This is a genomic window from Kitasatospora papulosa (assembly GCF_000717245.1).
GTDB classification, from domain to species: Bacteria; Actinomycetota; Actinomycetes; order Streptomycetales; family Streptomycetaceae; genus Streptomyces; species Streptomyces papulosus.
The window spans coordinates 144,348-170,407 of record NZ_JNYQ01000003.1; the positions used below are offsets into that span (position 1 = coordinate 144,348).

The 26,060-nt window shown below is 70.7% G+C and carries 24 protein-coding genes and 1 pseudogene; 15 read left to right on the top strand and 10 right to left on the bottom strand.

The genetic code is table 11. The annotated features are described in order from the left end of the window. Window positions 1-230 precede the first annotated feature (230 nt). A complete protein-coding gene (locus tag IA22_RS0109105; protein ID WP_030123260.1) occupies window positions 231-1,691 on the top strand; it encodes an amino acid permease in 1,461 nt (486 codons plus the stop codon). Between the two features lie 188 nt (window positions 1,692-1,879). On the opposite strand, the gene IA22_RS0109110 is transcribed toward IA22_RS0109105, so the two are convergent. Next, the gene (locus IA22_RS0109110; RefSeq protein WP_014158081.1) at window positions 1,880-2,311 is read right to left on the bottom strand and encodes a nuclear transport factor 2 family protein; all 432 of its coding nucleotides are present in this window, start codon (window positions 2,309-2,311) and stop codon (window positions 1,880-1,882) included. A gap of 80 nt (window positions 2,312-2,391) precedes the next feature. On the opposite strand from IA22_RS0109110, the gene IA22_RS0109115 reads away from it, so the two are divergent. Both IA22_RS0109115 and IA22_RS0109120 read left to right on the top strand, forming a co-directional pair. Continuing rightward, on the top strand, window positions 2,392-2,961 hold the full coding sequence (locus tag IA22_RS0109115; protein WP_014158080.1) for a PadR family transcriptional regulator: 570 nt from the start codon (window positions 2,392-2,394) through the stop codon (window positions 2,959-2,961). Next, the gene (locus tag IA22_RS0109120) at window positions 2,948-3,766 is read left to right on the top strand and encodes an SGNH/GDSL hydrolase family protein (RefSeq protein WP_014158079.1); all 819 of its coding nucleotides are present in this window, start codon (window positions 2,948-2,950) and stop codon (window positions 3,764-3,766) included. The genes IA22_RS0109115 and IA22_RS0109120 overlap by 14 nt, the downstream gene beginning before the upstream one ends. Before the next feature lie 163 nt (window positions 3,767-3,929). Here the strand turns inward: IA22_RS0109120 and IA22_RS0109125 are convergent, their stop codons facing one another. Next, window positions 3,930-4,556, bottom strand: coding sequence for a hypothetical protein (locus tag IA22_RS0109125; RefSeq protein ID WP_030123261.1), 627 nt, complete (start codon window positions 4,554-4,556; stop codon window positions 3,930-3,932). A 111-nt stretch (window positions 4,557-4,667) separates the two neighbouring features. On the opposite strand from IA22_RS0109125, the gene IA22_RS0109130 reads away from it, so the two are divergent. From IA22_RS0109130 to IA22_RS0109145, 4 genes are all read left to right on the top strand, one after another. Next, entirely contained in the window at window positions 4,668-5,183 is a 516-nt protein-coding gene (locus IA22_RS0109130; RefSeq protein ID WP_386295361.1) for a DUF6003 family protein, read from the top strand. 154 nt (window positions 5,184-5,337) lie between these two features. Next, entirely contained in the window at window positions 5,338-5,841 is a 504-nt protein-coding gene (locus IA22_RS0109135) for a GNAT family N-acetyltransferase (RefSeq protein WP_030123263.1), read from the top strand. Between the two features lie 332 nt (window positions 5,842-6,173). Next, complete coding sequence (locus tag IA22_RS0109140) at window positions 6,174-10,553, top strand: golvesin C-terminal-like domain-containing protein (protein ID WP_030123264.1); 4,380 nt, start codon at window positions 6,174-6,176, stop codon at window positions 10,551-10,553. Window positions 10,554-10,647: 94 nt separating this feature from the next. Beyond that, a complete protein-coding gene (locus IA22_RS0109145) occupies window positions 10,648-10,923 on the top strand; it encodes a hypothetical protein (RefSeq protein ID WP_030123265.1) in 276 nt (91 codons plus the stop codon). Window positions 10,924-10,998: 75 nt separating this feature from the next. Here IA22_RS0109145 and IA22_RS0109150 read toward each other — a convergent pair whose 3' ends face one another. Then, window positions 10,999-11,544: a DoxX family protein gene (locus tag IA22_RS0109150; protein WP_014158073.1), complete on the bottom strand. Its 546-nt coding sequence runs from the start codon at window positions 11,542-11,544 to the stop codon at window positions 10,999-11,001. Window positions 11,545-11,765: 221 nt separating this feature from the next. Here IA22_RS0109150 and IA22_RS0109155 point away from each other — a divergent pair, with 221 nt between their 5' ends. The 4 genes and pseudogenes from IA22_RS0109155 (at window position 11,766) to IA22_RS0109170 (ending at window position 15,379) form a co-directional block, all read left to right on the top strand. Next, entirely contained in the window at window positions 11,766-12,233 is a 468-nt protein-coding gene (locus IA22_RS0109155) for an SRPBCC family protein (protein ID WP_014158072.1), read from the top strand. A gap of 186 nt (window positions 12,234-12,419) precedes the next feature. Beyond that, window positions 12,420-13,428 (top strand): annotated as a pseudogene (locus IA22_RS34025) (helix-turn-helix domain-containing protein). A 172-nt stretch (window positions 13,429-13,600) separates the two neighbouring features. After that, a complete protein-coding gene (locus IA22_RS0109165) occupies window positions 13,601-14,701 on the top strand; it encodes a cation diffusion facilitator family transporter (RefSeq protein ID WP_030123266.1) in 1,101 nt (366 codons plus the stop codon). 120 nt (window positions 14,702-14,821) lie between these two features. Further along, window positions 14,822-15,379, top strand: a complete 558-nt coding sequence (locus IA22_RS0109170; RefSeq protein WP_030123267.1) for a pyridoxamine 5'-phosphate oxidase family protein — start codon at window positions 14,822-14,824, stop codon at window positions 15,377-15,379. A gap of 123 nt (window positions 15,380-15,502) precedes the next feature. Here the strand turns inward: IA22_RS0109170 and IA22_RS0109175 are convergent, their stop codons facing one another. Next, window positions 15,503-15,862 carry a DUF6204 family protein gene (locus IA22_RS0109175; protein WP_030123268.1) on the bottom strand — a complete coding sequence of 120 codons (360 nt, stop codon included), beginning with the start codon at window positions 15,860-15,862 and terminating at the stop codon, window positions 15,503-15,505. A 177-nt stretch (window positions 15,863-16,039) separates the two neighbouring features. Between IA22_RS0109175 and IA22_RS0109180 the strand changes: the two genes are divergently transcribed. After that, window positions 16,040-16,426: a VOC family protein gene (locus tag IA22_RS0109180; protein WP_014158067.1), complete on the top strand. Its 387-nt coding sequence runs from the start codon at window positions 16,040-16,042 to the stop codon at window positions 16,424-16,426. A 36-nt stretch (window positions 16,427-16,462) separates the two neighbouring features. Here IA22_RS0109180 and IA22_RS0109185 read toward each other — a convergent pair whose 3' ends face one another. The 3 genes from IA22_RS0109185 to IA22_RS0109195 all read right to left on the bottom strand — a co-directional run bounded on the left by IA22_RS0109185 (window position 16,463) and on the right by IA22_RS0109195 (window position 18,996). Beyond that, window positions 16,463-17,320: a PaaX family transcriptional regulator gene (locus tag IA22_RS0109185; RefSeq protein WP_030123269.1), complete on the bottom strand. Its 858-nt coding sequence runs from the start codon at window positions 17,318-17,320 to the stop codon at window positions 16,463-16,465. Between the two features lie 114 nt (window positions 17,321-17,434). Continuing rightward, complete coding sequence (locus tag IA22_RS0109190; RefSeq protein WP_030123271.1) at window positions 17,435-18,580, bottom strand: RNA polymerase sigma factor; 1,146 nt, start codon at window positions 18,578-18,580, stop codon at window positions 17,435-17,437. Window positions 18,581-18,588: 8 nt separating this feature from the next. After that, on the bottom strand, window positions 18,589-18,996 hold the full coding sequence (locus IA22_RS0109195; protein ID WP_030123272.1) for a YciI family protein: 408 nt from the start codon (window positions 18,994-18,996) through the stop codon (window positions 18,589-18,591). A 271-nt stretch (window positions 18,997-19,267) separates the two neighbouring features. Between IA22_RS0109195 and IA22_RS0109200 the strand changes: the two genes are divergently transcribed. Next, window positions 19,268-19,861 (top strand): ArsR/SmtB family transcription factor, encoded by a 594-nt coding sequence (locus IA22_RS0109200; RefSeq protein ID WP_015575823.1) that lies wholly within the window; start codon window positions 19,268-19,270, stop codon window positions 19,859-19,861. 32 nt (window positions 19,862-19,893) lie between these two features. After that, a complete protein-coding gene (locus IA22_RS0109205) occupies window positions 19,894-21,339 on the top strand; it encodes an MFS transporter (protein ID WP_015575824.1) in 1,446 nt (481 codons plus the stop codon). A gap of 12 nt (window positions 21,340-21,351) precedes the next feature. Here IA22_RS0109205 and IA22_RS0109210 read toward each other — a convergent pair whose 3' ends face one another. Together IA22_RS0109210 and IA22_RS0109215 are read right to left on the bottom strand one after the other, a co-directional pair. Continuing rightward, a complete protein-coding gene (locus tag IA22_RS0109210; RefSeq protein ID WP_015575825.1) occupies window positions 21,352-22,674 on the bottom strand; it encodes a geranylgeranyl reductase family protein in 1,323 nt (440 codons plus the stop codon). Between the two features lie 307 nt (window positions 22,675-22,981). Continuing rightward, entirely contained in the window at window positions 22,982-23,185 is a 204-nt protein-coding gene (locus IA22_RS0109215; protein WP_014158060.1) for a cold-shock protein, read from the bottom strand. 415 nt (window positions 23,186-23,600) lie between these two features. Between IA22_RS0109215 and IA22_RS0109220 the strand changes: the two genes are divergently transcribed. After that, window positions 23,601-24,215, top strand: coding sequence for a hypothetical protein (locus IA22_RS0109220; RefSeq protein WP_030123273.1), 615 nt, complete (start codon window positions 23,601-23,603; stop codon window positions 24,213-24,215). Window positions 24,216-24,418: 203 nt separating this feature from the next. Here the strand turns inward: IA22_RS0109220 and IA22_RS0109225 are convergent, their stop codons facing one another. Then, window positions 24,419-25,492 (bottom strand): glycerophosphodiester phosphodiesterase family protein, encoded by a 1,074-nt coding sequence (locus IA22_RS0109225; RefSeq protein ID WP_030123274.1) that lies wholly within the window; start codon window positions 25,490-25,492, stop codon window positions 24,419-24,421. Between the last annotated feature and the right edge of the window lie 568 nt (window positions 25,493-26,060).

The window sequence follows — 26,060 nt, forward strand, 5'->3', positions numbered from 1 at the left end:
CGTCCCGGGAGAGCGGCGCCGGTCACCCGGTCCGGCCCTCCCACTCATCCGAGGCCACTTTACCCAGCCGAAACCTCTGAAATACCTCAGATTTGTTTTCGCCAGGCTCACCGCGCTGCCAGAATCACAGGGTTCCTGATCATGCGCCTTCGAGCCATCGCCGGATGCCCACCCCCCACGGGCCCGGCCGGGACCGACCATCTCCCCCCTCACAAAGGCGACCCCCCTACATGAGTGACGGCAGCATCAAGGCAGCCGATCAGCTCGGCGCCGGCACGCCGGCGACGACTTCCCCCCACGTGGACGCCGGTGACGCCGGTTACAGCAAGGACCTCAAGTCCCGCCACATCAACATGATCGCCATCGGCGGCGCGATCGGCACCGGGCTCTTCCTGGGCGCGGGCGGCCGCCTCGCCGACGCCGGTCCCTCCCTCGCCATCGCGTACGCCGTCTGCGGTGTCTTCGCGTTCTTCGTCGTGCGTGCGCTGGGTGAGCTGATCCTCTACCGCCCGTCCTCCGGCGCCTTCGTGTCCTACGCCCGTGAGTTCATGGGCGAGAAGGGCGCCTTCGCGGCCGGCTGGCTCTACTTCCTCAACTGGTCGACCACAGCGATCGCGGACATCACGGCGGCGGCGACGTACGCCCACTTCTGGGGCATGTTCAGCGACATCCCCCAGTGGGTCCTCGCGCTGATCGCCCTGGCCGTGGTGCTCACGGCCAACCTCATCTCGGTGAAGTACTTCGGCGAGATGGAGTTCTGGTTCGCGATCATCAAGGTGGCGGCACTCGTCGCCTTCATGCTGGTCGGCATCTTCCTCGTCGTCACCCAGCATCCGGTGGACGGCCACACCCCCGGGCTGAGCACGGTCTCGGACACCGGCGTCTTTCCTGTCGGCACGCTTCCGATGCTGCTCGTGATCCAGGGCGTCGTCTTCGCCTACGCCTCGGTCGAGCTGTGCGGCGTCGCCGCCGGTGAGACGGAGAACCCCGAGAAGATCATGCCCCGCGCGATCAACTCCATCATGTGGCGGGTCGGGCTGTTCTACGTGGGCTCGGTGGTCCTGCTCGCGATGCTGCTTCCCTACACCGCGTACTCCGGGGACCAGAGTCCGTTCGTCACCGTCATGGACAAGCTCGGGGTGCCGGGCGCGGCCGGCGTGATGAATCTGGTCGTGCTCACGGCCGCCCTGTCCAGCCTGAACTCCGGCCTCTACTCCACCGGCCGCATCCTGCGCTCCATGGCGCTCTCGGGTTCCGCGCCCCGCTTCACCGGGCTGATGAACAAGGGGCAGGTGCCCTACGGCGGCATTCTGCTGACCGCGGGCTTCGGGGTGCTGGGCGTCGGGCTGAACTACGTGGTGCCCGGCCAGGCGTTCGAGATCGTGCTGAACTTCGCGTCCATCGGGATCCTCGGCACCTGGGGCATGATCATGCTCTGCTCCCTGGCCTTCTGGTACCGGTCGCAGGACGGCCGGGCCACCAGGCCCGCCTACCGCCTGCCGTGGGCCCCGTACACACAGATCGTCACCCTGCTGTTCCTCGTGGGCGTGGTCTTCCTGATGTGGTGGGGCGGCGGGGTCGGCAGGACCACCGTGACCCTCGTGCCACTGATCGCCGCGGCGCTGGTGGGTGGCTGGTTCCTCGTCCGGGGACGGGTGCGCGAGATGGCACGGGCCAGGCAGGACGCCTGAACCCTTCCCGTACCGGCCCGCAGCGGAAGCGCCGGTCGACCATGGTGGCCCCCACCCTCCGGTGGGGGCCACACGCATGTGTTCAGCCGGCCCCGACGAGCGAGTAAGGACGTCGTCCGCGCACGCGTTACGCGACGTTCTCCCGGCACACCCTCCAGCCGGCGCCGCCGAGCGGTGGGAAAGGACGTCTAACGGTCGACGGCCCGGGGGGCGAGGCCGTCGGCGACCAGGCCTTCGAGCACCGCCTGCCCCAGGGCGTGCACAGCCGACTGGGGCCGGACCATCACGGTGAACTCCTTGATCAGGCCCGCCTCGTCGAACTGGAGCAGGTCGATTCCGTGGATCTCCTTGCCGTTCACCGTGGCCCGGAAGACCAGGATCGCCGACCGGGCCGCCTCACCGTCGCCGCTGGTCTCCGCCGTGCCCTCGAAGTCTCCGACGTAGCGGAAGTCCTCGAAGGTGCGCAGCAGGACCCCGAAGAGTCCCAGCACCATGGGCCTGCCCTCGAAGGGCGTGAACTTCACGGGGCTGTAGAGACGGATGTCCTCCGCGAACAGCGCTCCGAGCGCTTCGAGTTCACCCTTCTCCACGGCTTCGCGGAAGCGTTCGGCAGTCTCCATGGCCTCTCCCATTACTCAAGAATATGACTAATCAGTTTGTTGAGTATGATGCAGCGGAGAACGAGGAAAGGGAAGGGTCGATGGCCTTGCGGCATGCGGTGCTCGCGGCACTGCTGGACGGCGAGTACAGCGGATACCAGTTGGCGAAGGCCTTCGACATCGGCGTCGCGAACTTCTGGCACGCCCTGCCGCAGCAGCTGTACGCCGAGCTGGCCAAGCTGGAGAAGGAAGGGCTGGTCTCCGGGCGGCAGGTGGTCCAGGAGACCCGGCCGAACAAGCGGCTGTTCCGGGTCACCGACGCCGGCCGCGCCGAGCTGGAGGCGTTCGCCGAAACCGCGGCCAAGCCCTCGTTCATCCGCGACGACCTGCTGGTGAAGGTCCAGGTCGCCGACCGCGTTGGCACAGCGTCGGTGATCGGACAACTCGAGGAGCGGGCGTCCGCGGCCGAGGCCAAGATCGAACTCCTCGGCGCGCTGCTCCGTCAACTGCGCGGCGACGTCGACGAGGAGGAATTCCTCCTCCGGGGCGCACGGATCGGGCCGTACCTCACATGCCTGCGAGGCCTGGCCTTCGAGCAGGAGCACCTGACCTGGTGCCTCCGGATCGCAGGCATCCTCAGGGAAAGGCAGTCGAACCATGCCGAACGGTGAGTACCTGCGCTACGTCGCCCTGGGCGACAGCCAGACCGAAGGGCTCGGCGACGGGGACGACACCGTCGGCCTGCGCGGCTTCGCCGACCGGCTCGCCGAACACCTCGCCGCCGGCGGCTCGGAGATCCTGTACGCCAACCTCGCGGTACGCGGCCGCCTCGCCGGCCAGGTCCGAGCCGAACAGCTGGGGCCCGCCCTGGCCCTGCGGCCCGACCTGGCGACCGTGGTCGCCGGGGTCAACGACGTGCTCCGGCCCCGCTTCGACGCCGCGGAGGTGACCGGGCACCTGGAGGAGATGTTCGCCGCGCTCACGCGGACCGGGGCCCATGTCGTGACGCTGACCTTCCCCGACGTGTCGAGGATCGTGCCGCTCGCCCGGCCGGTCAGGCCCCGGCTCCTGGATCTCAACGACCGCATCCGTGCCGCGGCCGGCCGCCACGGGGTCACGGTCGTCGAGACGGGCCGATCGGCGGTCGCGACCGATCCACGGCTATGGGGTGCGGACCGCCTTCACGCCAGCCCTCTCGGCCATGAGCGGATCGCCGCGGCCACCGCACACACCATCGGCCTGCCGGGAAGCGACGACGCCTGGTCACTTCCCCTGCCGCCGCAGACCGTTCCCACGGGCTGGCGGACGGCGGGAGCCGAGCTGCGCTGGGCGGCCGCGTTCCTCGGCCCGTGGCTCGGACGCCGCCTGCGCGCCCGGTCCTCGGGTGACGGACGCACCGCGAAACGCCCCCAGTTGCTGCCCATGACCGTCCTGTCCCCCTCGGCGGAGGACAGGGGTCAGCGGGAACTCTCGTAGGGCCGACGACATCGCGCCCCGGGAGCCGTGCCGCCGATTCCGAACCCGTGCGGGCCCACGCCGATCGTCCGATGCCTTCCCGGGCCGGCGCCCGGAGTTCCGGCGGGCCGGCACGCGGCCGTCGCCGGGCCGCGTACGGCTCGGCAACGGCCTGGCGGTCACCTCACGCGGATGCCTGCCCGGTGGGCAGGCCGTGCGCCAGGAGAAACTCCGTCGCCCGGGCGATGGCCTCGGTGGAGGTGGCGTGGACGGCCTCGGACTCCTCCTGCTGCTGGTCCGCGGCGGAGGCCGCGAACCACCAGGAATCGGAGTCCGGGTCGTGGTGGATGAGAGCGGAGCCCCCCGCGTACTGGAGAGGGATGGACTGACCCGCGGTCCTCTTCGCCACCGCGTGAGGCCACTTGAGACGGGCGGACTGGCGCTTGATGCCGCCCCAGGCCGCGCCCAGCTGCGCGTAGCTCGCCCCGCTGCGGCCGGCGACGGTGGCGGCACTCTCCGCCAGCCGGTCGACGGACTGCTTGGTCTCGTAGAGCGCCCGGAGCAGCGCCAGCTGCACATCGGGCGCCGCCATGAGCGCGGGATCGAAGTCCTGGCCTGCGGCGCGGTAGGCCTGTGCCCGTGTCGAGATCCGCCGGGCGAGCGCCCGGACCGCATCGAGCACCTTGTCGTCCATGGAGAACGCGTCGTCGTCGGTGGGCTCGATCCAGGCGGGTTCCACCTGGGTCATGACGGTCGCCCAGAAGGTCTCGTCGTCCTTGCCGGGGGTCGGAATGCCTGTCACATCATCCATGCGACAAGCGTACCTGCCAGGAAATCTGACGACAAGCAAAACTGTCACAAGCAGGAATCGGCAGTCGTCCCTGTCACGCGTTCGACGTCCTGCGGCACGTCGGGGGCGTCGATGGACGAGCCCGGTCGACCCGGCGCCGCTCGGTACGCGGATACCATCGCGGTACCGCTGTCGCCCTTGCTCGAGAAGGTACTGTGCACGATGGATCATGACGCTCGTTTGTTCCTGCTGTCCGACGGAGCTCCCCGGATCGGAGCCGCTCTCGGCGCAGTCGGTCCCCTGGCCTGTTCGGAAACACCCGCAGTTCACGCATGGTTGCAAGCTCACGGGGTCCCGGCCACGTCCGAGCGGGTCAGGATCCTTCCCGCGGACGCCGAGATCCTCATCCCGGAAGACGCCGAAAGTCTGCCCGTCCCACTGAGCGAGGATGAAGCGCTGCGCGTCCACCGGGAGAGCGCGCCGCAATCCATCGCGGACCTCGAAGCCGAACTTCACGGTTTCCGGGAGACCACCCAGGACTGGGAGGCCCTCGTCCAGCGCGCGCTGACCGCCGGCGTTCCAGCACCGCGCATCGTCCAGCTCACCGGCCTCACTCCGCAGCAAGTCGGTGGCCTGATCCAGGCGTAGAAGCCGTCGCCGTACCGATCATGGAGCTGTCGGTCGAACGGGAGCCCCGGTCGGGTGGTGGCGCGGGCCCTGCCCGGCGTGACGGCAGGGCCTGGCGGACGTAGGGGGGAAATCCGGAGGAGCGGGCGGCCGCACGCTGTTACGGTCGGGCGCCATGAGCTGGCTCCCCGATGACTTCGTGCACCCCGTGCTGGTCCCCCTGCCGGGCGGTGGCCATCACCTGCGCCCGATCCGGGAGGCGGACACCCCGCTCGACCACCCGGCTGTGATGGGTTCGCGCGAGAGGCTGTGGACCATCTTCGGCCCGGCCTGGGGCTGGCCCGCGGCCACCATGACCTACGAGGCCGACCGGGCCGACCTGTTGCGGCACGAGCAGGAGATCGCCGCGCACGAGTCCTTCAACTACGCGCTGTTCGACGCGGCGGAGACGGCCCTGCTCGGCTGCGTCTACATCGACCCGCCGGAGAGGGCCGGCGCCGACGGCGAGATCGCCTGGTGGGTGGTGGACGAGCTGGTGGGCAGCAAGGTCGAGCAGGCCCTCGACGCGCTGGTGCCGCGGTGGATCGCCGCCGACTGGCCCTTCGAGCAGCCGCGTTTCCCCGGCCGCGAGATGTCCTGGTCGGACTGGCTCGCCCTGCCACAGCATCCCGGGACGTAAAGGACCTTCGTGCACCGCGGACTCACGGGGACCACCGGCGCCGCACGGTGAGACCCGACGCGGCCCGGGGATCCGGCCGGATCGCACTCACGGGCGGCAGCGCCGGTGGTCCGACGCGTCCTCCGTCCCTCCACGCGCCGCTCGGAGTACGTGGTCGGCCGGGTGCGGAGACACGGCTCGGGACGTTCCTCAACGGCCGCGAGACCGCCGGAAGAGCGCCCTGAGACGGATGGGTCACAGCATGGTCGGCTGTGAGCTGACGGCGCCCCGTGGGCGCACCTGTCCGCTCGCACCGGATGAGCGCCGATGGCGCGGACAGAGAGTGAACCCCCATGCCAAGACCCAGAGGCGGCTTCCGCCTCGCAACGGTGGTACCCGCCGTGCTGGCCGGACTGCTGGCCGGCACCCTGCAGGCGGCGGCGGCTCCTGCGCCCCCCGGCCCCGAGCCGGCCTCGTCCGGCGCCGCGTCCGACACCCCCTGGAGCGGATCACGGGGCGCCGACGCGCCCGAGCGGCGGCCCGACGCCGCGGAGGCCGGCATACCGGAGAAGAAGCGTGACGCCACGCTCGGCCCGGGCTGGCGTACCTCGCACGACCGGATGTGGACGACCACCGGGGACGCACGGGGCATGCACCTGCTGGTCGCCGACGAACGGTCAGGGTACGCCTGGCGGACGGCAGCCACCCTCGCCGAGCCCGGTTTCGACACCGACGCCTGGATCGGCAACGCCTGCGTGACCGCTTCCGGCAAGCGGGCCGTGGTCGTCTACGCGCCCCGGACATTCACCAACAAGGCGGAGCTCTTCTCCCGCGGCGCGTTCGCGGCCGTGGTCGACCTCACGACGGGTGACGTCACCAAGCTTCGGCGTCAGGTCAGTCTGGCTTACTACAACCCCGGCTGCGGCGCCGGTGAGGAAGCCGTCCTCACGCAGAGCGGTGGCGAGGACAAGTCGTCCACCCGGCTCCTGCGCGTCGACGCCGCGACCGGCAAGGTCGCCGAGCCCGTCGAGGTGACGGGACAGCTCACGTCCGCCGTACCGGCGGGTGGCGGACGGATCGTGGCGGCCGACACCTCCCGGATCGTCTCCGTCGCCGCCGACGGCCGGCGCTCGACGCTGGCCGCGACCGATGCCGTGCCCTTCCGGCTCACCCCCGACCAGGACGGCGGACTCACCTTCCTGGACCGCTCCGGTGACCGGGCCACCGCACGGCACCTGACCGCGGGACAGCTGAAATCCCCCGCCTCCCGGCGCACGGCCTCGCCGCTCGGGCACGGCAAGCTCGACGCCGTCGACGTGACCCGTTCCGCCGACGGCCGGGTGTACCTCAGCGGTACCGCGCGGAAGGGCGTCACCGGTGCCCTTCCCAAGGCCGTCCGGCTGCTCGACGCGCCCCCGGGAGCCCGGGTGTCCACCACGGGCCGGGCCGTCATCACCAGCGCGGCCTGGACGGACGGCAAGGACTCACGGGTAACGGCCGAGGCCGCGGCGGATCCCCGTCCCGTCACGCTCGGTGTCAGCCTCCCCGCCCGCGGCCGTACGATGACCTTCGTCGTCGACCCCGCCGCGGTCGTCGGCTCCGACGCCGGTCAGGGCGTCGCGCCCACGCCCGGCCTCGGCACGGGCACCGGCACGGCGAAGAAGGGCCAGGCGACGAGCAGCCTCGCCGCGGCCACCTCGCCGAGCGATCCGGTCGAGGACGAACGGTACTGCTCCGTCCCGCGCAACGATCCCCGCAACCAGGCGATGCAGCCCAAGCCGCGTCAGGTGGAATGGGCCGTCGACCAGGCCATCATGGGCACGTTGAACGCGAAGGCCTCACGTCCCGCCAACTGGAAGAACCTCGGGATGCCGGCGTACGCGCCGCAGACACTCTTCCCGAAGAGGACACTCGTCGAGGGCGATCACGTACCGGCGCAGGTGATGCTCGGCGTCACGGCCCAGGAATCCAACATGTGGCAGGCGGCCCGCTTCGCCGTCCCGGGCGTCACCGCCAACCCGCTCATCGGCAACTACTACGGGCTGGAGATCTACAACAGCAGCAGCGCCGACGACTGGGACATCAACTGGGCCGAGGCCGACTGCGGTTACGGCATCACGCAGGTCACCGACCACATGCGCCTCGCCGGGAAGGAGAAGGGCCCCTCCGACACCGCCTGGGCCTATCAGACACAGCGTGCCGTCGCCCTGGACTACGTGGTGAACGTCGCGGCCGGCCTGCAGATCCTCACCGACAAGTGGAACCAGACCCGCGGCGCCGGAATGAAGATCAACAACGGTGACGCGACCAAGATCGAGAACTGGTTCTTCGCACTCTGGGCCTACAACTCGGGCTTCTACCCGCAGGCCGACAGCAGCAAGAACGGCGGCGCCTGGGGCGTGGGATGGGCCAACAACCCGGCGAACCCGGAGTACCCCGCCAACCGCGCCTCCTTCATGGACACCTCGTACGCGGACGCCGCCCACCCGCAGGACTGGCCCTACCCGGAAAAGGTGATCGGCTTCGCCGGCCACCCGCCGGAGCTGCTGGAGGCCCCCAACACGCCCGTCTCCGCCTACCGTCCGGCCTGGTGGAACGGTGATGTCGTCACCGCCCCGCTCAACCGCGCCAACGCCAAGCCGCCCGTCAACCAGTTCTGCGACGCGAGCAACACCTGCGAGCCGGGCAAGTCGTACACCCCGAACGCCCCCGAGGTGGCGGGCGCCAAGGCCGGCCCCTGCGCTCACAAGAACGCCTCCGGCCAGTACGACCTGAAGTGCTGGTACCACCAGAGCACCACCTGGAAGAGCGACTGCTCCTACTCCTGCGGCAACGAACTCGTCCGCTTCAACAGCACCTACGACGAACAGGCCGACGGGACTCCGTACCCGCCCAACTGCTCCACGGCGGGCCTCCCGTCGGGTGCCCTCGTCATCGACGACCTTCCGGACGGCACACCGTCCGTCCGGCCGGGCTGCACCACACCCACCAGCAATCAGGGCAACTTCGCGCTGAACTTCGCCGCCGACTCCAAGGGCCTCTACCCCTCGAAGATCGACTTCCACCAGCTGGGAGCCGGCTACGGCGGCCACTTCTCGTTCGCCCACACCCGCCAGGCGAGCGCCGAGGGCGGCAAGATGAAGGTCACCGGCACCTGGACGCTCAACAAGACGCTCAGCCAGCCGGCCCGCGTCCTGGTCCACCTGCCCGACCACGGGGCACAGACCCAGCTCGCCCAGTACGACGTCACCACCAAGACCGGTGTGCGCTCCCGCATCGTCCGGCAGCCGGGCAACGGCAACCGATGGGTCTCCATCGGCGCCTTCATGTTCGACAACGTCCCCAAGGTCACGCTCAGTTCGGTGACGTCCGACGGCACCGGTGACGACGACATCGCCTACGACGCCGTCGCCTTCGTACCCATCACGGGCACCTACGTCGAGCGCAGCGTCGACGCCGTGGCCCTCTTCGACGAGGACCAGAACCTCGACACCTCCGCCCCGGCGTCCTGGATCGGCGGGCCGCTCACCAGCCGTCAGAACCTCTACGACTGGGCCATGGACCTCACGGGCCGCATCACCTCCCTGCCCTCGTGCACGGCGGGTCCCACCACCGGGTGCGCGATGCCCGCGACGAAGAGCGCCATGACGGCCTGGCGCTCCCAGGTGACAGCCGCGGGAACCGACCCGGTCAACCACCCCGACGGCACCAGCCAGGGCACCTGGGTGGGGTTCGCCAACCCGTACACCGACCGGCCGACCAGTTCCACCAAGCCCACCAGGTTCGACACCGACGACAACTCGTACAAGATCCGCTCGCGGACGACCGTCTCGTTCGTCAAGGACGCCGCCGGCACCGTCATCCCGGGCAGTGAGTACGTCGACTACGGAAACCGCACAGGCAACACGCACCTGCCCAAGTTCATGCTGGACACGTTCTCCGCGCTCGCCACGGACTACGGCATCGCCAGGCCCGACCTGCGCTACTCGGTGAAGAACCTCAACCAGCACGACAACAAGAGCCACGCCGCCGACCCACTGGCGACCGGTGTCCTGCCGGGGCGTTCCTACGCGTTCGCCGGCAAGAAGCCGACCGTGGTGAAGGACGACGACACCCCGGTCGAGACCGGAGGCACCTGCGTCGCCACGCTCTACGCCTCGGGCGGCTCCATCGGGTACCGGCCCATGCTGAGCGCGGACGCGCCCAAGCAGAACATCGACAGCTGGCAGAAGAAGGCCGACGGCGACAGCCGGGTGCCGGACGCCGTAGCCGACCTGGCGAGCGGCATCTGGTCCAACTTCTTCCAGACGGAACTGCTCTCCCCCCTGGTCGGCACGGCCTTCGGCCAGGCACCGCCCATCTGGCAGGAGCTCAGCCTGAAGGTCTGCGCGGACGGATCGGTGCGAAAGGTGAGCGGGCGGCCCTACCTGCGCTCCAGCCACATGCCCGACCAGTACCTCTACGTGGACGGCAAGGCCATGAACCTGGACGGCGGCGCCGGTGGTGCGGCGCCGGTCATCAAGGGTGACTTCCAGGACTTCAGCAAGATCCCCGACCCGAACCAGGACTATCCGCTGTGGCCGAACCCGTACGGTCCGTGCAACTTCGGCACCGACCAGAGCGGTAACCCCTGGGACATCACGGCACCGGCATCGGCCGGGACCGACCCCTCCCCGGCGCACTTCTGCCTCGACAAGAGCATTCCGCTCGACGCCGGGTACAGCAGCTACTGACCGCGGGTCCTCCCGTGGGACCCTTGTCCACGACCGGCCGGCCGCGATCGCGCGGCCGGCCGGCCCCTTTTCCCGTCTGGAGACCGTCCGGCACATGGGACTCATCCTGCTCGTCCTGTTCATCGCCCTGGCCTGGTTCCTGCTCGCGCTGCTCCCGCTGCCCCGCCGCACCCCCAGGCTGGTCTTCACCACCGCCCATCTGGCCGCCACCGTGGCTCTGACGGTGGCGGCGGACCGGTCCTCGCCCGGTCAGCCCGCCCTGTGGGTGCTGCTCTTCGGCCCAGGAGGGCTGACCTCTCTGACGCGTCTGTGCGGGGCGGTCGCGGGAGGGGTACGGACGAGGCGGGCCAAGGACGCGCCGCCGGACTGACCGGTACGCCGTACCGGCCGTTGCGGAGGCCGCACGTGCGGCAGCGGCCGCCCCGGTGCCGGCCCGCCGCGGTTCCTAGTTGCGGACCAGCAGGACGAGGGCGGCGAGCACGGCCGCGAGCAGGACGCCGGCCACTCCGTACACGAGCCGGTGTGCGCGCAGACCGGGCAGGAAGCGGTCCACCGCGATCCGGCCGGGCCCGGTGAGAGCGAGTCCGGCGGCTCCGGCCAGCAGCAGCACCTCGAACTCGACGCCGGCGGGAGCGAAGAATCCGCCACCCCACTTGACGGCCAGCGCGTTGATCATCGTGCCCAGGACCGCCGCGCCGGCCAGCGGTGTGAGAATCCCGAGCACGAGACCGAGTCCGCCCAGGGTCTCGCTGAGACCGGCGATCACGGCCATCGTCCGCCCGGCGGGGTATCCGCTCTGGGCGAAGAACTGGCCGGTGCCGTCGAGCCCTCCGCCTCCGAACCAACCGAACAGCTTCTGCGCGCCGTGTGCGGCCACGGTCAGTCCGAGGACGACACGGACAAGCAGCAGACCGGCGTCATACGCGTGCGGCGACGCGCCCTCGGAGGCGGTCGAGGAGGACGTGACGGAGCGGTTGAGGACGGAAGTCATCGGCACAGATCCCTAACGAGGTGAACTTGAACTTTCAAGCGACATCTCGACCCTAACCGATGCGTGAAGTTTCAACAATTTGCCCGGCCGGGTCGCCGGGGACCACCGCCAGAAGGGCCGTACACCCTGCGGCCCCGCGCGGCGGGACGCGGCACGACCGGCTGAGTGGCCGTGCACACGGCCGGCTCCCGCTCGGCCGCTCCCGGCCCTAGGATCGGGGCATGAGCAGAACCGACCGTGCCGTCAGGATGGTCGCGGCATCACCGGCGGCCGTCTACGAGGCACTCCTCGACCGGGAGTCGTTGGAGGCCTGGCTGCCTCCGGAGGGCATGCGCGGGCGGGTCGAGCGCTGGGATCCCCGGACCGGCGGCGGGTTCCGGATGGCGCTCACCTACGTGGACCCCGCCGGCGCTCCCGGCAAGACCACGGACGCGACGGACGTCGTCGACATCGGCTTCGCCGAGCTGGTGCCCTCGGAGCGGGTGGTCCAGCGAGCGGTGTTCGAGGCCGACGACCCGGCGTACGCGGGCACGATGACGATGACCTGGCACCTCGTCGGCAGCGACGAGGGTACGGAGGTGACCGTCACCGCGGTGGACGTACCACCCGGCATCGGCCAGGCGGACCACGAAGCGGGCATCGCCTCCTCGCTGGCGAACCTGGCCTCGTACGTCGAAGCCCCGCACTGACCCTGGCCGGCGTGGCCCGACGCGGTCAGGCCCTGACCTCCGTCGTCTCGGCGCCGGGAATTCCCTTGTCCCACCAGTGTCCGTAGCGCCGCTGGACGCCGTTCGAGCAGGAGCCGGCGGTCCAAGGTGGCCAGGGCGAGCTGCCGTGCGGATCAGATGCGTCGTCGTGCCCCGTAATCTTCCGGCATGGCTACTGTCGCGCTGGCCGTCACCGACGGCATGCTGCCTTTCGAGCGGTCCCTGGCGTGCGAGGTCTTCGGAGCGGACATGACCGGCTCGGCGGCCTCCTGGTACCGCCTCTCGGTCTGCGGGCCCGACGCCGTACGGGTCGGCCGCTTCCGGCTGGAACCCGATCAGGGTCTCGACCACCTCCGGCGCGCCGACACGGTGATCGTGCCGGGGTGGGCCGACGTCGACACGGATCCGCCGGCCGAGCTGGTCGACGCGGTACGCGCGGCTCACGACGCGGGCACCCGCGTGGCGTCCCTCTGCACGGGTGCCTTCGTGCTCGCCGCCGCCGGTCTGCTGGACGGCAGGCGGGCGACCACGCACTGGGCCCACACGCAGGAGCTGGCCAGGCGCCACCCCCGCGTGACGGTGGACCCGGACGTCCTCTACGTGGACGACGGGAGCGTGCTGACCTCCGCCGGCAAGGCCGCCGCGATGGACCTGTGCCTGCACCTCGTACGCCTCGACCACGGCTCCTCGGTCGCCAACACCCTCGCCCGGCGGCTCGTCGTGCCGCCGCACCGGGACGGCGGTCAGGCCCAGTTCGTCACCACGCCCGTCCCCGCCCCGGACAACCACCCGCTCGCCGAGCTCTTCCCGTGGGTGGCCCGACGCCTGGACCACCCACTCACCGTCGAGGACATGGCCCGCCGGGCACGGATGAGTTCGCGCAACCTGAGCCGCCACTTCAGGACGGTGACCGGCACGACCCCGCTGCAATGGCTGCTCACGCAACGGATACGCCACGCACAGGAGTTACTGGAGACCACGGACGACACACTGGACGCCATCGCGGCCAACACCGGCATGGGCACCGCCGCGACGCTGCGCCGGCATTTCAACCGCACGGTCGGTGTTCCCCCCCGACACCTACCGCCGGACCTTCCGTCCGCACCGCCCGGCCCCGGACGGAGGCCGAGTGCCCCTCTCCCCCATCTCCGGAGGAGACCTCGGCCCCCTGCCGTAGCCGTGGGTGCGCTCCCAGGCCACTGCTCCGTACCGGACCACGACCATGACAGCGGGTGCAGCCGGGACGGCAAGCTGCTGCCCGCGCGCCGCTGTTGCGAGCTCACCGCACCTGGTCACGGCGGGTATGACGGCCGTAGCCGCAATCGGATCGGTGTGCCACGGTGGCGGACATGGAGGGGAATGAGCACGCCCACGCGCCCGGCCACCCGCACTCACCCGACCACCGCCAGGGACACGGTCACACCCACGTGGAGGACGAGCACCGGCACCGGTCAGCCGGAGCACGGCTGAAGCGACTGCGCCACGGTCTCGCCCACGCGGTGGCACCGCACAGCCACGAAGCGGCCGACAAGGTCGACACGGCGATGGAAAGCTCCCGCGAGGGAATGCGCACACTGTGGATCTCCCTCGCCGTTCTGGGTGCGACCACCGCCGTGCAGGCACTGATCGTCGCCCTGTCCGGTTCGGTGGCTCTGCTCGGTGACACGATCCACAACGCCACGGACGCGCTGACCGCCGTCCCGCTCGGCATGGCATTCCTGCTGGGACGCCGGGCGGCCAACCGGCGCTACACCTACGGCTACGGACGTGCCGAAGACCTCGCCGGCATCCTCGTCGTGGCCGCCATCGCCGCCTCCGCGGTCCTGGCCGCCTGGGTGGCGTTCGACCGTCTGCTCGCCCCCCGTGACATCACGCATCTGTGGGCCGTCTCCGCCGCCGGACTCACGGGCTTCGTCGGCAACGAATGGGTCGCCCGGTACCGCATCCGCACCGGGAGGAAGATCGGTTCGGCCGCCCTCGTCGCCGACGGGCTGCACGCCCGCACCGACGGATTCACCTCGCTGGCCGTACTCCTCGGATCCGGCGGAGCGGCCCTCGGGTGGCGGACGGCCGATCCGGTCGTCGGGCTGGTCATCACCGCCGCGATCCTGTTCGTCCTCAAGGACGCCGCCCGCGAGGTGTACCACCGTCTGATGGACTCCGTCGACCCCGTTCTGGTCGCCACTGCGGAGAGCGCGCTGCGGAGCGTGGACGGGGTGATCGGCATCGGACCGGTACGGATGCGGTGGATCGGCCACGCCCTCCGGGCCGAGGCCGACATCGTGGTCCCCGCGCATCTGACGGTCGTCCAGGCACATGAACTGGCAGTCGCGGCCGAACACGCGTTGATCCACACGGTTCCGCGCCTGACCGCCGCGACCATCCACACCGATCACACCGCGCTCGCACACCACGGCGACCGTCCCGGGCCGACCCTCGCACTGGAATGACGGCGGACACCGGCCTCGTTCCTTGCGTCTGACGCGGAGCGACGGGAAGCTGTGCGGCGACGACACCGGCCTGGTCGCCCACAGGGGACGTCGGGGGACGCGGAGAGAGGGAGATGGTCCATGTCGGCACAGTCAGCGGAGCAGCGGCCCACGGCCGAACTCGACGCCCGTTACAGCTCGGCGCTCCATCCGCGCCCCGGTGCCGCGGACGTGACCGCCACCCGCTGGAGCGAGGCCGAGCAACAGCTGGAGCGGGCCGAGATCTTCTGGGTGTCCACCGTGCGGCCCGACGGCAGGGTGCACGTCACTCCCGTGATCGCCGCCTGGCACGACGGGGTGATGTACTTCTCCACCGGCCCGCAGGAGCAGAAGGCGAAGAATCTCGCCCGTGACGGGCACTGCGCGCTGACCACCGGAAGGAACTCGCTCACCGAAGGACTGGACATCGTCGTCGAGGGCGAGGCGGAGCGGATTGCCGACCCGGCGGTGATCGAGGAGGTGATCACGGCGTACGAGGCGAAGTACGGCCCGCACATCACCTCACCCGACGGCACCTTCCACGGGATCGGAGACGCGTTCCGGAGCGGGGACGCGGTGGTCTTCGCGGTGACTCCGTCGACCGCGTACGGCTTCGGCCGCGACGACGGGGTGTACAGCCACACCCGTTGGTCCTTCTGAGCCCGTCGGTCGCGGTTGCGCACCACGGGGGCCGAGACGGTGAGGCACAGCGCCGGCGGGAGAGGCGCCGACCGAGCGGTCCGGGAGGATCCGTCGGCCCGGACCGGGCCGGCTCGCTCCCTCTCAGACCTTCCCCTGGGCGGCCGCGCGCTTCTGGCGTTTCCCGAGGGGCGCCTGCGAAAGGTCCTCCGCACTGCTCCTGAGGTTCTTGTAGCCGTAGCCTCGCTCGCCCAGCCAGGCCTTCGCCGCGGCCTCGGCGCGTTCGGTGGCCTCCAGGATGTCCTCCTCCTCGTCCCCCGAGTCCGAGAAACGGAAGGTGAAGGCCGACCGTGCGGTCGCGTCGTAGGAGAGGTGCCCCTCGGGGGTGAAGGCCGCCCGCAGGACGTCGTGCTCCGCAGCATGACTCAGGAGCTCGGCACGCTGATCGGCGCCCAGCCCGTCGAACACGCCACGGACCGTGATCCGGAAGGTACGAGTACTCATCCCGCGACCCTAGACACCGGGGCCGCTCCCGATCCACCGTATTTTCGTGCGGCGCGCCTCGTCGGGACCAGGCGGGAGGGCCGCTACGAATTCCATGACCTGAGCACGGCCCCGCTATGGCAGATCACCGAGCGGCGGCTCGTGCCCGACGCACCCCGGACCGGAGAAGAGCGCCCCATGAGGATCCATCTGACCAGCGTCTTCGTCGACGACCAGGCGAAGGCCCTGCACTTCTACACCGAGATCCTCGGCTTCGCGAAGAAGCACGACGTCCCGCTGGGCGGGAAGGCCCGGTGGCTGACCGTCGTCTCAACGGAGGAACCCGACGGCACCGAACTCCTCCTGGAGCCCGCCGGGCACCCGGCTGCGGCGACCTACCGCGACGCGCTGGTGGAGGACGGCATCCCGCTCGCCCAGTTCGCCGTCGACGACGTGCAGGCGGAGTACGAGCGTCTCAGCGGGCTCGGTGTCCGTTTCACCCAGGAGCCCCTGGAGAGGGGTCCCGTGACGACCGCGGTCTTCGACGACACCTGTGGAAACCTGATTCAGATCGCCTCGCAGTAGGTGTTCGGCTTCCCGGCCCGCGAGCGCCGTGGTGGGTCAGCGGGCGGCGCCGTGGATGACCGTGAGGGCGTGCTCCCGCGCCCGCTCGCTCAGGATGTCGTCCAGTTCGTCGAAGAGCGCACCCGCGGTGTTCCCCTTCCAGTCGTCCGGGAGCAGTGCGAGGGGGATGCCGGGGTCACGGTAGGGCAGCCGGCGCCACTCGGTGAGCATCGGGACATAGGCCCGGAACGCCTCCCGCGGAGTGGCCCGGGCCCAGGAGGACGGGTCGGCGAGCGGGCTGTGCCGGCGGAGGAAGTCCGCGTACATCTCGGCGAGCTCGTCCAGGTCCCACCAGGTGCTGACCTTGGAGCGCAGGTCTCCGAACGCGAGGTGATCCGCGCGGAAGATGTCCACGTAGCCGGTGAGCCGACGGCTCTCCAGCGTTCGCCGTGTCTCGGTGCCCAGATTTCCCGGGGCGATCCATGCTCCGGGGGCGGCGGTGCCGAAGCCCAGCCGGGTCAGGCTGGTGCGGAGTTCGTGGCGCTTCTCGCGCTCGGTCTCGGGGACGGAGAACACGACCAGGAGCCAGCCGTCCTCCACCGTGGCCCGCGCGCGCTCGAAGATCCGCACGTCGCCCTCGGCGAGGGTGCGGAGTGTGGAGTCGGCGAGGGAGTAGCCCGCCGTGCTCCCGTGCCGCACACTTTCCAGGATGCCGCGGCGCTTCATGCGCGAGACGGAGGACCGCACCGCGGGCGCTTCCACGCCCAGGTCGGACATGATGCGCACGAGGGACGCCACCGAGAGCCAGTTGGCCTCACCCCGCGCGTAGAGCCCGAACAGGGTGGTGATCAGTGGGCCGTGCCGGGTCTCGCGGTTCGCCGCACCGGGAGTGTCCGATCGGGTTGCCGCCGTCATGTCCGCACCGTGTCCCCGTAGCCGAGCCGTTCTCGAATCCCTCAGCGTAAGGGATGCCGTGCGCGGCCCGGCCGGGCGGATCCGGTGCTCGGACCGAGGCGGACCTCATGCCTGTCAGCCGCGCAGGAGGGTGTGGAGCCGGGCGGCCTGGCGCGTCAGGTGATCGCGTTCGGCGAGGTCGTGGGCTTTCCCGGCCGCCACGGCGTACAGACGCGCCGCGGCCGTCAGGTCGCCGTCGCGCTCGTGGAGGTACGCCGCCACCGCGTCGTAGCGGGGCAGGGAGTCGTCCAGGGCCGCGAGCGCCGCCAGACCCGCGCGCGGCCCGTCGGCCTCGCCGACGGCCACGGCGCGGTTGAGCCCGATCACCGGGCTGTCCGTGAGAAGCAGGAGTTCGTCGTACCACTCGACGATCTGCACCCAGTCGGTCTCCTCGGCGGTGGGCGCGTCGGCGTGGAGGGCGGCGACGGCTGCCTGGGCCTGGAACTCCCCCAGCCGGTCCCGGGCCAGGGCGGCCTGCAGGATGTGGACACCCTCGGCGATCGCACCGGTGTCCCACCTCGTACGGTCCTGCTCGGCGAGCGGCACCAGGCTCCCGTCGGGAGCGGTCCTGGCGGCGCGCCGGGCATGGTGCAGGAGCATCAGCGCGAGCAGCCCGGACACCTCGGGGTGGTCGATCGACGAGGCGAGCTGCCGGGTGAGCCGGATGGCCTCGGCCGCGAGGTCGACATCCCCGGAATAGCCCTCGTTGAAGACCAGGTAGAGGACGCGCAGCACGGTGGCGACGTCGCCGTGCCGGTCGAACCGCACGCCGGACACGGTGCGCTTGGCCCGGCTGATGCGCTGCGCCATGGTGGCCTCGGGCACGAGGTAGGCCTGAGCGATCTGCCGGGTGGTCAGACCGCCCACGGCGCGCAGGGTGAGTGCGACCGCGGACGACGGCGTCAGCGACGGGTGGGCGCACAGGAAGTAGAGGTTGAGCGTGTCGTCGGCTGCGGGCGCCGGACCGGGCGGCGGCTCCTCGTCGGCGAGGTCCTCGCGCCGGCGCCGGGCGGCGTCCGCCCGGGCCGCGTCGAGGAATCTGCGCCAGGCCACGGTGACCAGCCAGCCCTTGGGGTCCCGTGGCGGGTCGGCCGGCCACACGCGGACCGCCTCGACCAGTGCGTCCTGGAGGGCGTCCTCGGCCGCCGCGAAGTCGGCTCCGCGGCGGACGAGAATTCCGAGCACACTCGGCGTGAGGCTCCGGATCCGGGCCTCGTCCACCCCTGCGCTCATTCCGTGACGGTGGGCGGGGTGCCCAGGAACGGACGCAGCTCGAGCCACTCGTGGATCGGCTTCCCGCCCGCACCCGGCGCGGCGGACAGTTCCCCGGCGAGTTCGACGGCGCGCTCGTAGCTGTCGACGTCGATCACCATCCAGCCGGCGATGAGGTCCTTCGTCTCGGCGAACGGCCCGTCCGTGACCGGCGGGCGCCCCTCGCCGTCGTACCGGACGAACGTGCCCTCCTGGGAGAGCGCCTGGCCGTCGACGTACTCGCCGGTGCCCTCGAGCCGGGTGGCGAAGTCCCGCATGTATGTCATGTGCGCCGAGATCTCCTCGGGCGTCCACCGGTCCATCGATACGTCGTTGACCGGAGCCGGTGCGCCTCGGTAGTGCTTGAGCAGAAGGTACTTGGCCATCGGTTTGCTCCTCCGTGCGGTGCGGCCCGTCGTGGTCGCGTTCACTGCGGGGACGGAGCCGCATGCCGTTTCTCGACATCGTGGACCGAAATATCTGACCGAAGTATTTCGCTCCCCCGGTCCTGTCGGGTCATGCACGGCGATTCCACCCCGCGTGTCCGAGCGCGGTCGCCTGCCGCGGGGCCGGGCAGGTGCCCGGCCCCGCACCGCATCCGGAGAAAAATGCGAAAAAATTATTGCGCAACAAATCTTTCCTATCTACGGTGAGCGCATGCCCGAGAAGCGCGAGCCCGAACAGATCACCGACCTGAGCCGGTTGAAGGCCTTCACCAACCCCCTGCGTATGCAGCTCTACCGACTGCTGTACGCGGCGGGCACCGCGACCGCCTCCCAGCTGGCCGAACAGGTCGACCAGGCCCCCTCGCTGGTCAGCTATCACCTCCGCAAGCTGGCCGAGCACGGATTCGTGCACGAGGCGAACGGGCGGGGCACCGACGGCCGGGAGCGTTGGTGGCAGGTGGCGACCGAGGAGGGATGGGGCTTCCGCAGCTCGGACTTCGCGGACACACCCGAGGGTGCGGCCGTCACCGGCGCTCTGGCCCGGGGCATCTTCGAGACCCGCGTGTCCCACTACCGCACCTATCTGGACCAGTCGGCCGCCTGGGGCAAGGCGTGGACCGATGCCGCGTTCAGCTCCGAGTGGCTTCTCGACCTGACCCCCGCCGAACTCGCCGAGATGAGTGAGGAGTTCACCGCGGTGGCCCGGCGCTGGCGGGATCGCGGCGAGGAAGCCAAGAAGGCCGGGGCCACGGAGGACCGCGAACACGTGTCCGTGCACCTCCACAGCTTCCCGTTCCGGCCATGACGCCGCCCGCCGCCCACGCGCAGGAGCCCCGTATGACAACGACCGACCACAGCATGCCCGGACACGCCACCCGGCCGGCCCACCGTGACGGCAACGTGCTGCGGTGGCTCACCGCGCACACCGCCTCGCTCGTCGGCGACAGCGTGTACTTCGTCGCCCTCGGCTGGTCGGCCCAGAAGGCCGCCGGGCCCGCCGAAGTCGGACTCGTCATGGCCGCGGGAGCTCTGCCACGGGCGTTACTGATGCTCGTCGGGGGCGTGGTGGCGGACCGGTTCGACCCGCGCCGCGTGATCCTCGGCAGCGACGTGCTGCGCTGCCTCCTCATCCTGTCGGTGGCCGCCGGCATCGCTCTGACCGCACCGGCTCTGTGGATTCTGGTCGCGGTGGCGCTCGTCTTCGGCGCCGTGGACGCGCTGTTCGTACCCGCGATCGGGGCTCTCCCGCCGAGGATCACCAGCCCCGACCAGTTGGCCCGTGTCACCGGCATGCGTTCCCTGTCGATGCGCCTCAGCCAGATCGCGGGCCCGCCGATCGGCGGCCTGGCCATGGGGCTGGGAGGCGCGGCAGCCGCGTTCACCGTGGCCGGTCTGCTGTTCGCGCTGTCCGTGCCGTTCCTGTGGACGACGCGCGTACGCCCCCTCGAGAGGAGCGAGGGGGAACAGCCGGAAAGCGGCACCGCTCGTCAGGACCTGCTGGAAGGGCTGCGCTACATCCGCCGCCACCGCCTCGTCGGTCCGCTCGTCGTGGCCGGCGCCCTTTGCGAACTCGGGCTCATCAGCACCCTGAACGTCGGCATGGTCCTCCTCAACGCGGAGCGCGGCTGGGGGCCTTCCGGCTACGGCTGGATCGTGAGCGGCTTCGGTGCGGGGGCGGTTGCCGGTGCCGCGCTGCTCACCGTCGCCGGCTGGCTGCCCCGTGCCGGCCTCGCGCTGGCCGGCACGCTGCTCGTCTGTTCCGCGGGAGCCGTCTCCGTCGCGCTGGTGCCTTCCCTGTGGATGGCGGTGGTCATGGCCCTGGTCACCGGGTCGTGCGCGGGCGTGTTCGGCGGTCTGAACAACGCGCTCGTCCAGACCGCGACCGCTCCCGCCTACCTCGGCCGGGTCACCTCCGTCGTCATGCTCGCCATGGTCGGTCTCGCCCCGCTCAGCTATCCGCTGGTCGGCGCCGCCATCGGCGCCTGGGGCAGCGCCCCGGTGTTCGTCGGCTGCGGTGCCTTCGCCTGCCTGGGCGTGGCCGTCATTCTGACGTCCGGGGCGATCCGGAGCGCAGAACTCCCCCGTCCGCCTCGACGGGGGGCCGAGGAGCGGCCGGTCCCGTCCCAGGAGCACGGCGCGCGGCACGACAGTGCCGGCTGGGAACACACGCCCAGCGGCGCCGCCGAGAACGCTCAGCAGGGCGGCGGAGCGGAGCAACAGGTGCAGGACGGCCTCGGGACGCGCCTCACGACGAGGACGAGGACGGACGGGACCCTCGGCTGAGGGCAGCTCAGGTCACCGGCGGCGCGTCTCCAGGTCCCGTGCGCGACGGCCCGACGCGGGAACCATCCGCACGACCCCGCGTACGACGCTGTCGATCAGGTCGTCCGTGGGAGCGTCGCTGCCGTGCGTCAGAAGTCGCGCGAGGGTACGCACCAGCGCGGGTGAGGCCATGACGCGCCGGTTGAGGAGCGGCCGGTAGCCGTAGCGGGCGAACACCAGATCCGCGACGGTGTTGCCGAGTCGGTAGTAACGCCCCCAGCGGCGGTTCACCTCGCTCGCGTACTGGTGCAGAGCCTGCTCACGCCCGGGACCCTCCGGGCGGTGCAGGGCGAGGGCGACGGTCTCGGCGGCGACCTCACCCGCCTCCATGGCCTGGACGATGCCCTCACCGCTCCACGGACTGACCATGCCCCCGCTGTCGCCGACCAGGAGCAGACCGCGGCCGTACTGGGGCCTCCGGTTGAACCCCATGGGCAGGGCGGCGCTCCGCAGGGGCGATTCGGCGTTCTCCTCCCGCAGTTCCCAGTGCGCGGGCATGCGGGCCATCCACCGGTCCATGGTGGCCCGCAGGTCGACCGTCCCGTGGCCGCGGTGCGGCAGCGCGCCCAGGCCGACGTTCACCCGGCCGTCGCCGAGCGGGAAGATCCATCCGTATCCCGGCAGATCACGTCCGGTCCGGGAGCAGCGCAGATCGGCCCAGAGCTCGAGGTAGGGGTCGCGCGTACGGGCCTCGCTGCGGTAGTAGCGCCGGGCAGCCGTGGCCATCGGTTTGCCGCGGTCCCGCTCCAGGCCCATGGCCAGGGCTGTGCGGGCGGAGGCACCGTCGGCGGCGATCACCACGGGGGCACGGTAGGTCCTCGGCTGCTTGTCAGCTCCCGTGACGGCGCTGACACCGACGATACGGCCGGCCCGGTCGGTCAGGGGGCCCGTCGCCCTGGTCTCCAGGCACAGCCGCGCCCCGGCGGCCACGGCGTGGCGGGCCAGGATGTCGTCGAAGTCGTGCCGTGACCGGGTGAGTCCGAAATCCGGGTGACTGCCCGAGCGCGGCCAGTCGATGTGTACCTGACGGCCGCCGCACACCCACCGCATGCCTTTGGTACGCATCCAGCCCGGAGCGTCGATGTCGACTCCCATACGGACCAGTTGCTGCACGCCTCGTGGGGTGAGGCCGTCGCCGCACACCTTGTCCCGGGGGAAGGTGCCCTTCTCGAGGAGCAGTATGTCCACTCCGGCCCTCGCCAGGTGCAGCGCCGCGGCCGAACCCGCCGGGCCCGCCCCCACCACGATCACCTGCGCCTGATGGTCGCCGTTACCCACACCCTCGTCTGACTCCACGTCCTGGCTCCTCGATGAGACGGGCGGCCGGCGGTCCGGTGCGGCACCGGGATCGCGATCGGTCCGGCAGACCCGGCTCCGGGTCTGCGCACGGAGCACCTACCCGGTGGGAGCCGGGCGCATCCTCCCGCTGCCGGTGGCGAAGACGTGACCGGATGTGTGATGTGGCCCCGGCCGCGTGCGTACGACCCGCTTCGACCGCAGAGGGCAACTCACCGACGCCGTCCGTCGCGCGCACCGGACCGTGAACGCCGACCAGGCCCCGGGATCGTGCTCCCCGGGGCCTGGGTGATCTCGACCTACACCGTCAGGCGGTCGTGATGTTCTCCGCCTGCGGGCCCTTCTGGCCCTGGGTGACGTCGAAGGTGACGGCCTGGCCTTCCTGGAGCTCACGGAAGCCGGTGGCGTTGATGGCGGAGTAGTGCGCGAAGACGTCCGGCCCGCCGCCGTCCTGCTGGATGAAGCCGAAACCCTTTTCGGCGTTGAACCACTTGACGGTTCCGCTGGCCATGCTCGTGCCTTCCCGTTGAGATCCGGATCCGCACCACGCGGTCCCGGAGGCGCCGTGGTCCGCACCGAACAGCACAACGCCCGCACCGAAGCGCGGGCTGGTACGGCGAACCACGGCATCTGGCAGTGACGCTACATGGCGAAACCGGCCCCCACCAGAGAGCAACGACGGGATGTGTGGGACTTGTGCGCTCGACTCACTCCTACGCAGGGCACGGGCAGTACGTGATCCACTGACACCGTGTCCGATTCGCTCACCTCTGGGGACCGGCACACCGTCGGCTGTGAACGGCCCCTACCGGGCCCGAGGGCCGGAACATGGCCAATCCGCACTACCGCCGCCCCGCCTTCGTCGGTGTCGGTAGCATCAACCGCCCTACCTGTTTCAGACACAACGACCGAAGGACGAGGACTGCATGTCCGAAAACACACCTACATCCGGCATCAGCGCGGACTACGCGCAGCGGATCACGGATGACCTCGCGGCGAACCGGAGCGAGCAGGACCGGGCGCGTGCCGAGCTGACCCGTCTGCAGGACGAGCTCGTCCAGCTGGAGGAGGGTGAGCAGATCCTGGTCAAGATGCAAGAGGTGCTGGGTGCCGCCGAGACGCCTGCCCCGCGCAAGGGCAAGGCCCGCAAGGCGTCGGTGTCCGTGCCCGCCGCGCGGCGGGCCAAGAGCGGGGCTGCGGCCGGAAAGGCGGGGAGTGCCCCGAAGGCCCGCGCGCGTGCCGGGCAGAAGGCCCCTGCCGGGAGGAACGCCGCGTCCAAGGCGGCCGGCGAGCCGACCTGGCGCGAACTGGTCACCGGGTATCTCGCGGACCAGAGGGAACCGAAGTCCGCCGCCGAGGTGGCCGCGGCACTGACCGAGGCTCACCCCCAGCGCACGACCCAGGTCACCGTCGTGCGGAACACCCTCGAGCAGGGTGTCGCACATGGGCTGCTCGAGCGCTCCAAGCAAGGACGTTCCGTCTACTACAGCCCCGTCCCGGCCGCGGACGTCGAGACGGCCGCCGGAACGCCGGCCAAGTAGCCGAAGCCCGTCGCCAGGTGGACGACGCCGCCCACGGGCCGGCCGTCACGGCATTCCCGTAGGGGCTGTCGCGGCCGGCCGGGCCCCGTTCAGGCGTTTCCTCGTCAAGGCGGTGCTCAGGGGCATCACCCGCCCTGGTCCGACCGGGTCCTCCCGTAGGAAACCCGTCCGGGCGCGGGACGTTCCGGAAGGCCTGCGGCACGTCAGTGGCGTGGCGCCGGGTAGGCCTTCGGCAGCGGCATGCCCCGCGCGGCCATGATGCCCCGGACGCGGTCCGGGTAGTCGGTGATGATCCCGTCGACCCCCATGTCCAGGAGGGCCTCGATGGTGGCGGGGTCGTCGCAGGTCCAGGGGATGACCTTCAGTCCGCGTCGGTGCGCGTCGCGGATCATCTTCCTGTCCGGGTAGAAACGGAAGCCCGGGTCCGTGACCGTGCCGTTCTGCGGGAAGCCGTAGTTCGGGGAGAGTGCGGTCACGCCGCGAACGGCGGCGGCGGCCCTCACGAAGTCTCCGTCGTGGTCGTCGACGTCGATCCCGCCGAGCCAGGGGGAGGCTCCGGGCTTCCCCACCTGGAGGAAGTCGAAGTTGGTCAGCGCCACCAGGGGGTAGTGCGGCGCGAGTCGGTGCATCTCCTTCAACGCCCCCCAGTCGAAGGACTGGACGGAGACCTGGTCCTCGATGCCGGAGCGGTGGATCTCCTCGTAGACGCGGCGGACGAAAAGCTCGCGTGGCGCTGTCTGTTCGGGAGCCCCGGCCTCCACCTTCGTCTCGATGTTGAGCTTGAGCCTCTTCGCTCCGTAGGCCCTCACCAGCCCCAGGACGTCCTTGAGTTCGACCATGCGGAAGCCCTCGGCCCGCTCCTGCTCCGGGAAGCCGGGCAACTGCTGGTATCCGCAGTCCATGGTCCTGATCTGGACGAGCGTCAGGTCCTTGATGTACTTGCCGACGTACGGGTACATCGGATCGTCCGACGCCGACGGGCCGGTGTCCCTGCACTTCTGCGCGCTGACCTGACGGTCATGGGTCACCACCACTCGCCGGTCCTTCGTGATCTGGGTGTCCAGCTCGAGGGTGCTGACACCCAGACGTATGGCCTTGCCGAAGCCCTCGAGGGAGGACTCCGTGGTCAGGCCGAGGCCGCCACGATGGGCCTGGAGGTCGAAAGCGGCCCGGTGAACAGGCTGGTGCCGGTGGGGCGCCACGGCCGCGTGCGCGGTCGCCGGGACGGCGAGGACGGGAAGAAGGGCCAAACCGGCGATTACGCGCCTCAAGGACATGAGTGCCTCGTCTGTCACGTCGAGCAGGACACCGGGAAGCCAACCCCGGGCACACGGCCCGCACGGAGACCCACGGTAAGCACCTCGTGAACGCCGGCGAAAGGCCGGCGCGTGTGAGGAGCCCCGCTCAGGCGGTCGTGCCCGGGCCCGATGCGGCCCGGTGACCTCGGACGAACCATGTTGACATCCGCACACGGCGTGCCGGAAGGTGCTGCCCGGACGACTGGGGTGGGGCGGAAGTGGAACGTCAGAGGTATGTGGAGCGGTGTTCGGAACTGTTCGCCGTGGGCGGCTTCGCCGCCGTACGGGAGACGGCCGAGGCAGGACTGGACGAGTACGGGCCGGATCCGGTTCTTCTCCGATGGCTCGGCCAGGCCCATGCCGCGGAGGACGAGGACGATCACGACCGAGAGGCCGAAACCGCCTACCGCAAGGGCCTCGCCCTGGCGCCGCACGATCTCGGGCTGCTGGTGTCGTACATGGAGCTGTGTCTGCGTTCGGACTCCTTCGACCACCCGTCGCGCGCACGCCGTGCGGTCGAGTTGCAGAAACGCGTCGAAGAGCTGGC

Bases quoted from the DNA above. Each gene is read 5' to 3' on its own strand.
- IA22_RS0109105 (WP_030123260.1), top strand. From the start codon at position 231: ATGAGTGACGGCAGCATCAAGGCAGCCGATCAGCTCGGCGCCGGCACG.
- IA22_RS0109110 (WP_014158081.1), bottom strand. From the start codon at position 2,311: ATGGAGACTGCCGAACGCTTCCGCGAAGCCGTGGAGAAGGGTGAACTC.
- IA22_RS0109115 (WP_014158080.1), top strand. From the start codon at position 2,392: ATGGCCTTGCGGCATGCGGTGCTCGCGGCACTGCTGGACGGCGAGTAC.
- IA22_RS0109120 (WP_014158079.1), top strand. From the start codon at position 2,948: ATGCCGAACGGTGAGTACCTGCGCTACGTCGCCCTGGGCGACAGCCAG.
- IA22_RS0109125 (WP_030123261.1), bottom strand. From the start codon at position 4,556: ATGGATGATGTGACAGGCATTCCGACCCCCGGCAAGGACGACGAGACC.
- IA22_RS0109130 (WP_386295361.1), top strand. From the start codon at position 4,668: ATGGACGAGCCCGGTCGACCCGGCGCCGCTCGGTACGCGGATACCATC.
- IA22_RS0109135 (WP_030123263.1), top strand. From the start codon at position 5,338: ATGAGCTGGCTCCCCGATGACTTCGTGCACCCCGTGCTGGTCCCCCTG.
- IA22_RS0109140 (WP_030123264.1), top strand. From the start codon at position 6,174: ATGCCAAGACCCAGAGGCGGCTTCCGCCTCGCAACGGTGGTACCCGCC.
- IA22_RS0109145 (WP_030123265.1), top strand. From the start codon at position 10,648: ATGGGACTCATCCTGCTCGTCCTGTTCATCGCCCTGGCCTGGTTCCTG.
- IA22_RS0109150 (WP_014158073.1), bottom strand. From the start codon at position 11,544: ATGACTTCCGTCCTCAACCGCTCCGTCACGTCCTCCTCGACCGCCTCC.
- IA22_RS0109155 (WP_014158072.1), top strand. From the start codon at position 11,766: ATGAGCAGAACCGACCGTGCCGTCAGGATGGTCGCGGCATCACCGGCG.
- IA22_RS0109165 (WP_030123266.1), top strand. From the start codon at position 13,601: ATGGAGGGGAATGAGCACGCCCACGCGCCCGGCCACCCGCACTCACCC.
- IA22_RS0109170 (WP_030123267.1), top strand. From the start codon at position 14,822: ATGTCGGCACAGTCAGCGGAGCAGCGGCCCACGGCCGAACTCGACGCC.
- IA22_RS0109175 (WP_030123268.1), bottom strand. From the start codon at position 15,862: ATGAGTACTCGTACCTTCCGGATCACGGTCCGTGGCGTGTTCGACGGG.
- IA22_RS0109180 (WP_014158067.1), top strand. From the start codon at position 16,040: ATGAGGATCCATCTGACCAGCGTCTTCGTCGACGACCAGGCGAAGGCC.
- IA22_RS0109185 (WP_030123269.1), bottom strand. From the start codon at position 17,320: ATGACGGCGGCAACCCGATCGGACACTCCCGGTGCGGCGAACCGCGAG.
- IA22_RS0109195 (WP_030123272.1), bottom strand. From the start codon at position 18,996: ATGGCCAAGTACCTTCTGCTCAAGCACTACCGAGGCGCACCGGCTCCG.
- IA22_RS0109200 (WP_015575823.1), top strand. From the start codon at position 19,268: ATGCCCGAGAAGCGCGAGCCCGAACAGATCACCGACCTGAGCCGGTTG.
- IA22_RS0109205 (WP_015575824.1), top strand. From the start codon at position 19,894: ATGACAACGACCGACCACAGCATGCCCGGACACGCCACCCGGCCGGCC.
- IA22_RS0109215 (WP_014158060.1), bottom strand. From the start codon at position 23,185: ATGGCCAGCGGAACCGTCAAGTGGTTCAACGCCGAAAAGGGTTTCGGC.
- IA22_RS0109220 (WP_030123273.1), top strand. From the start codon at position 23,601: ATGTCCGAAAACACACCTACATCCGGCATCAGCGCGGACTACGCGCAG.
- IA22_RS0109225 (WP_030123274.1), bottom strand. From the start codon at position 25,492: ATGTCCTTGAGGCGCGTAATCGCCGGTTTGGCCCTTCTTCCCGTCCTC.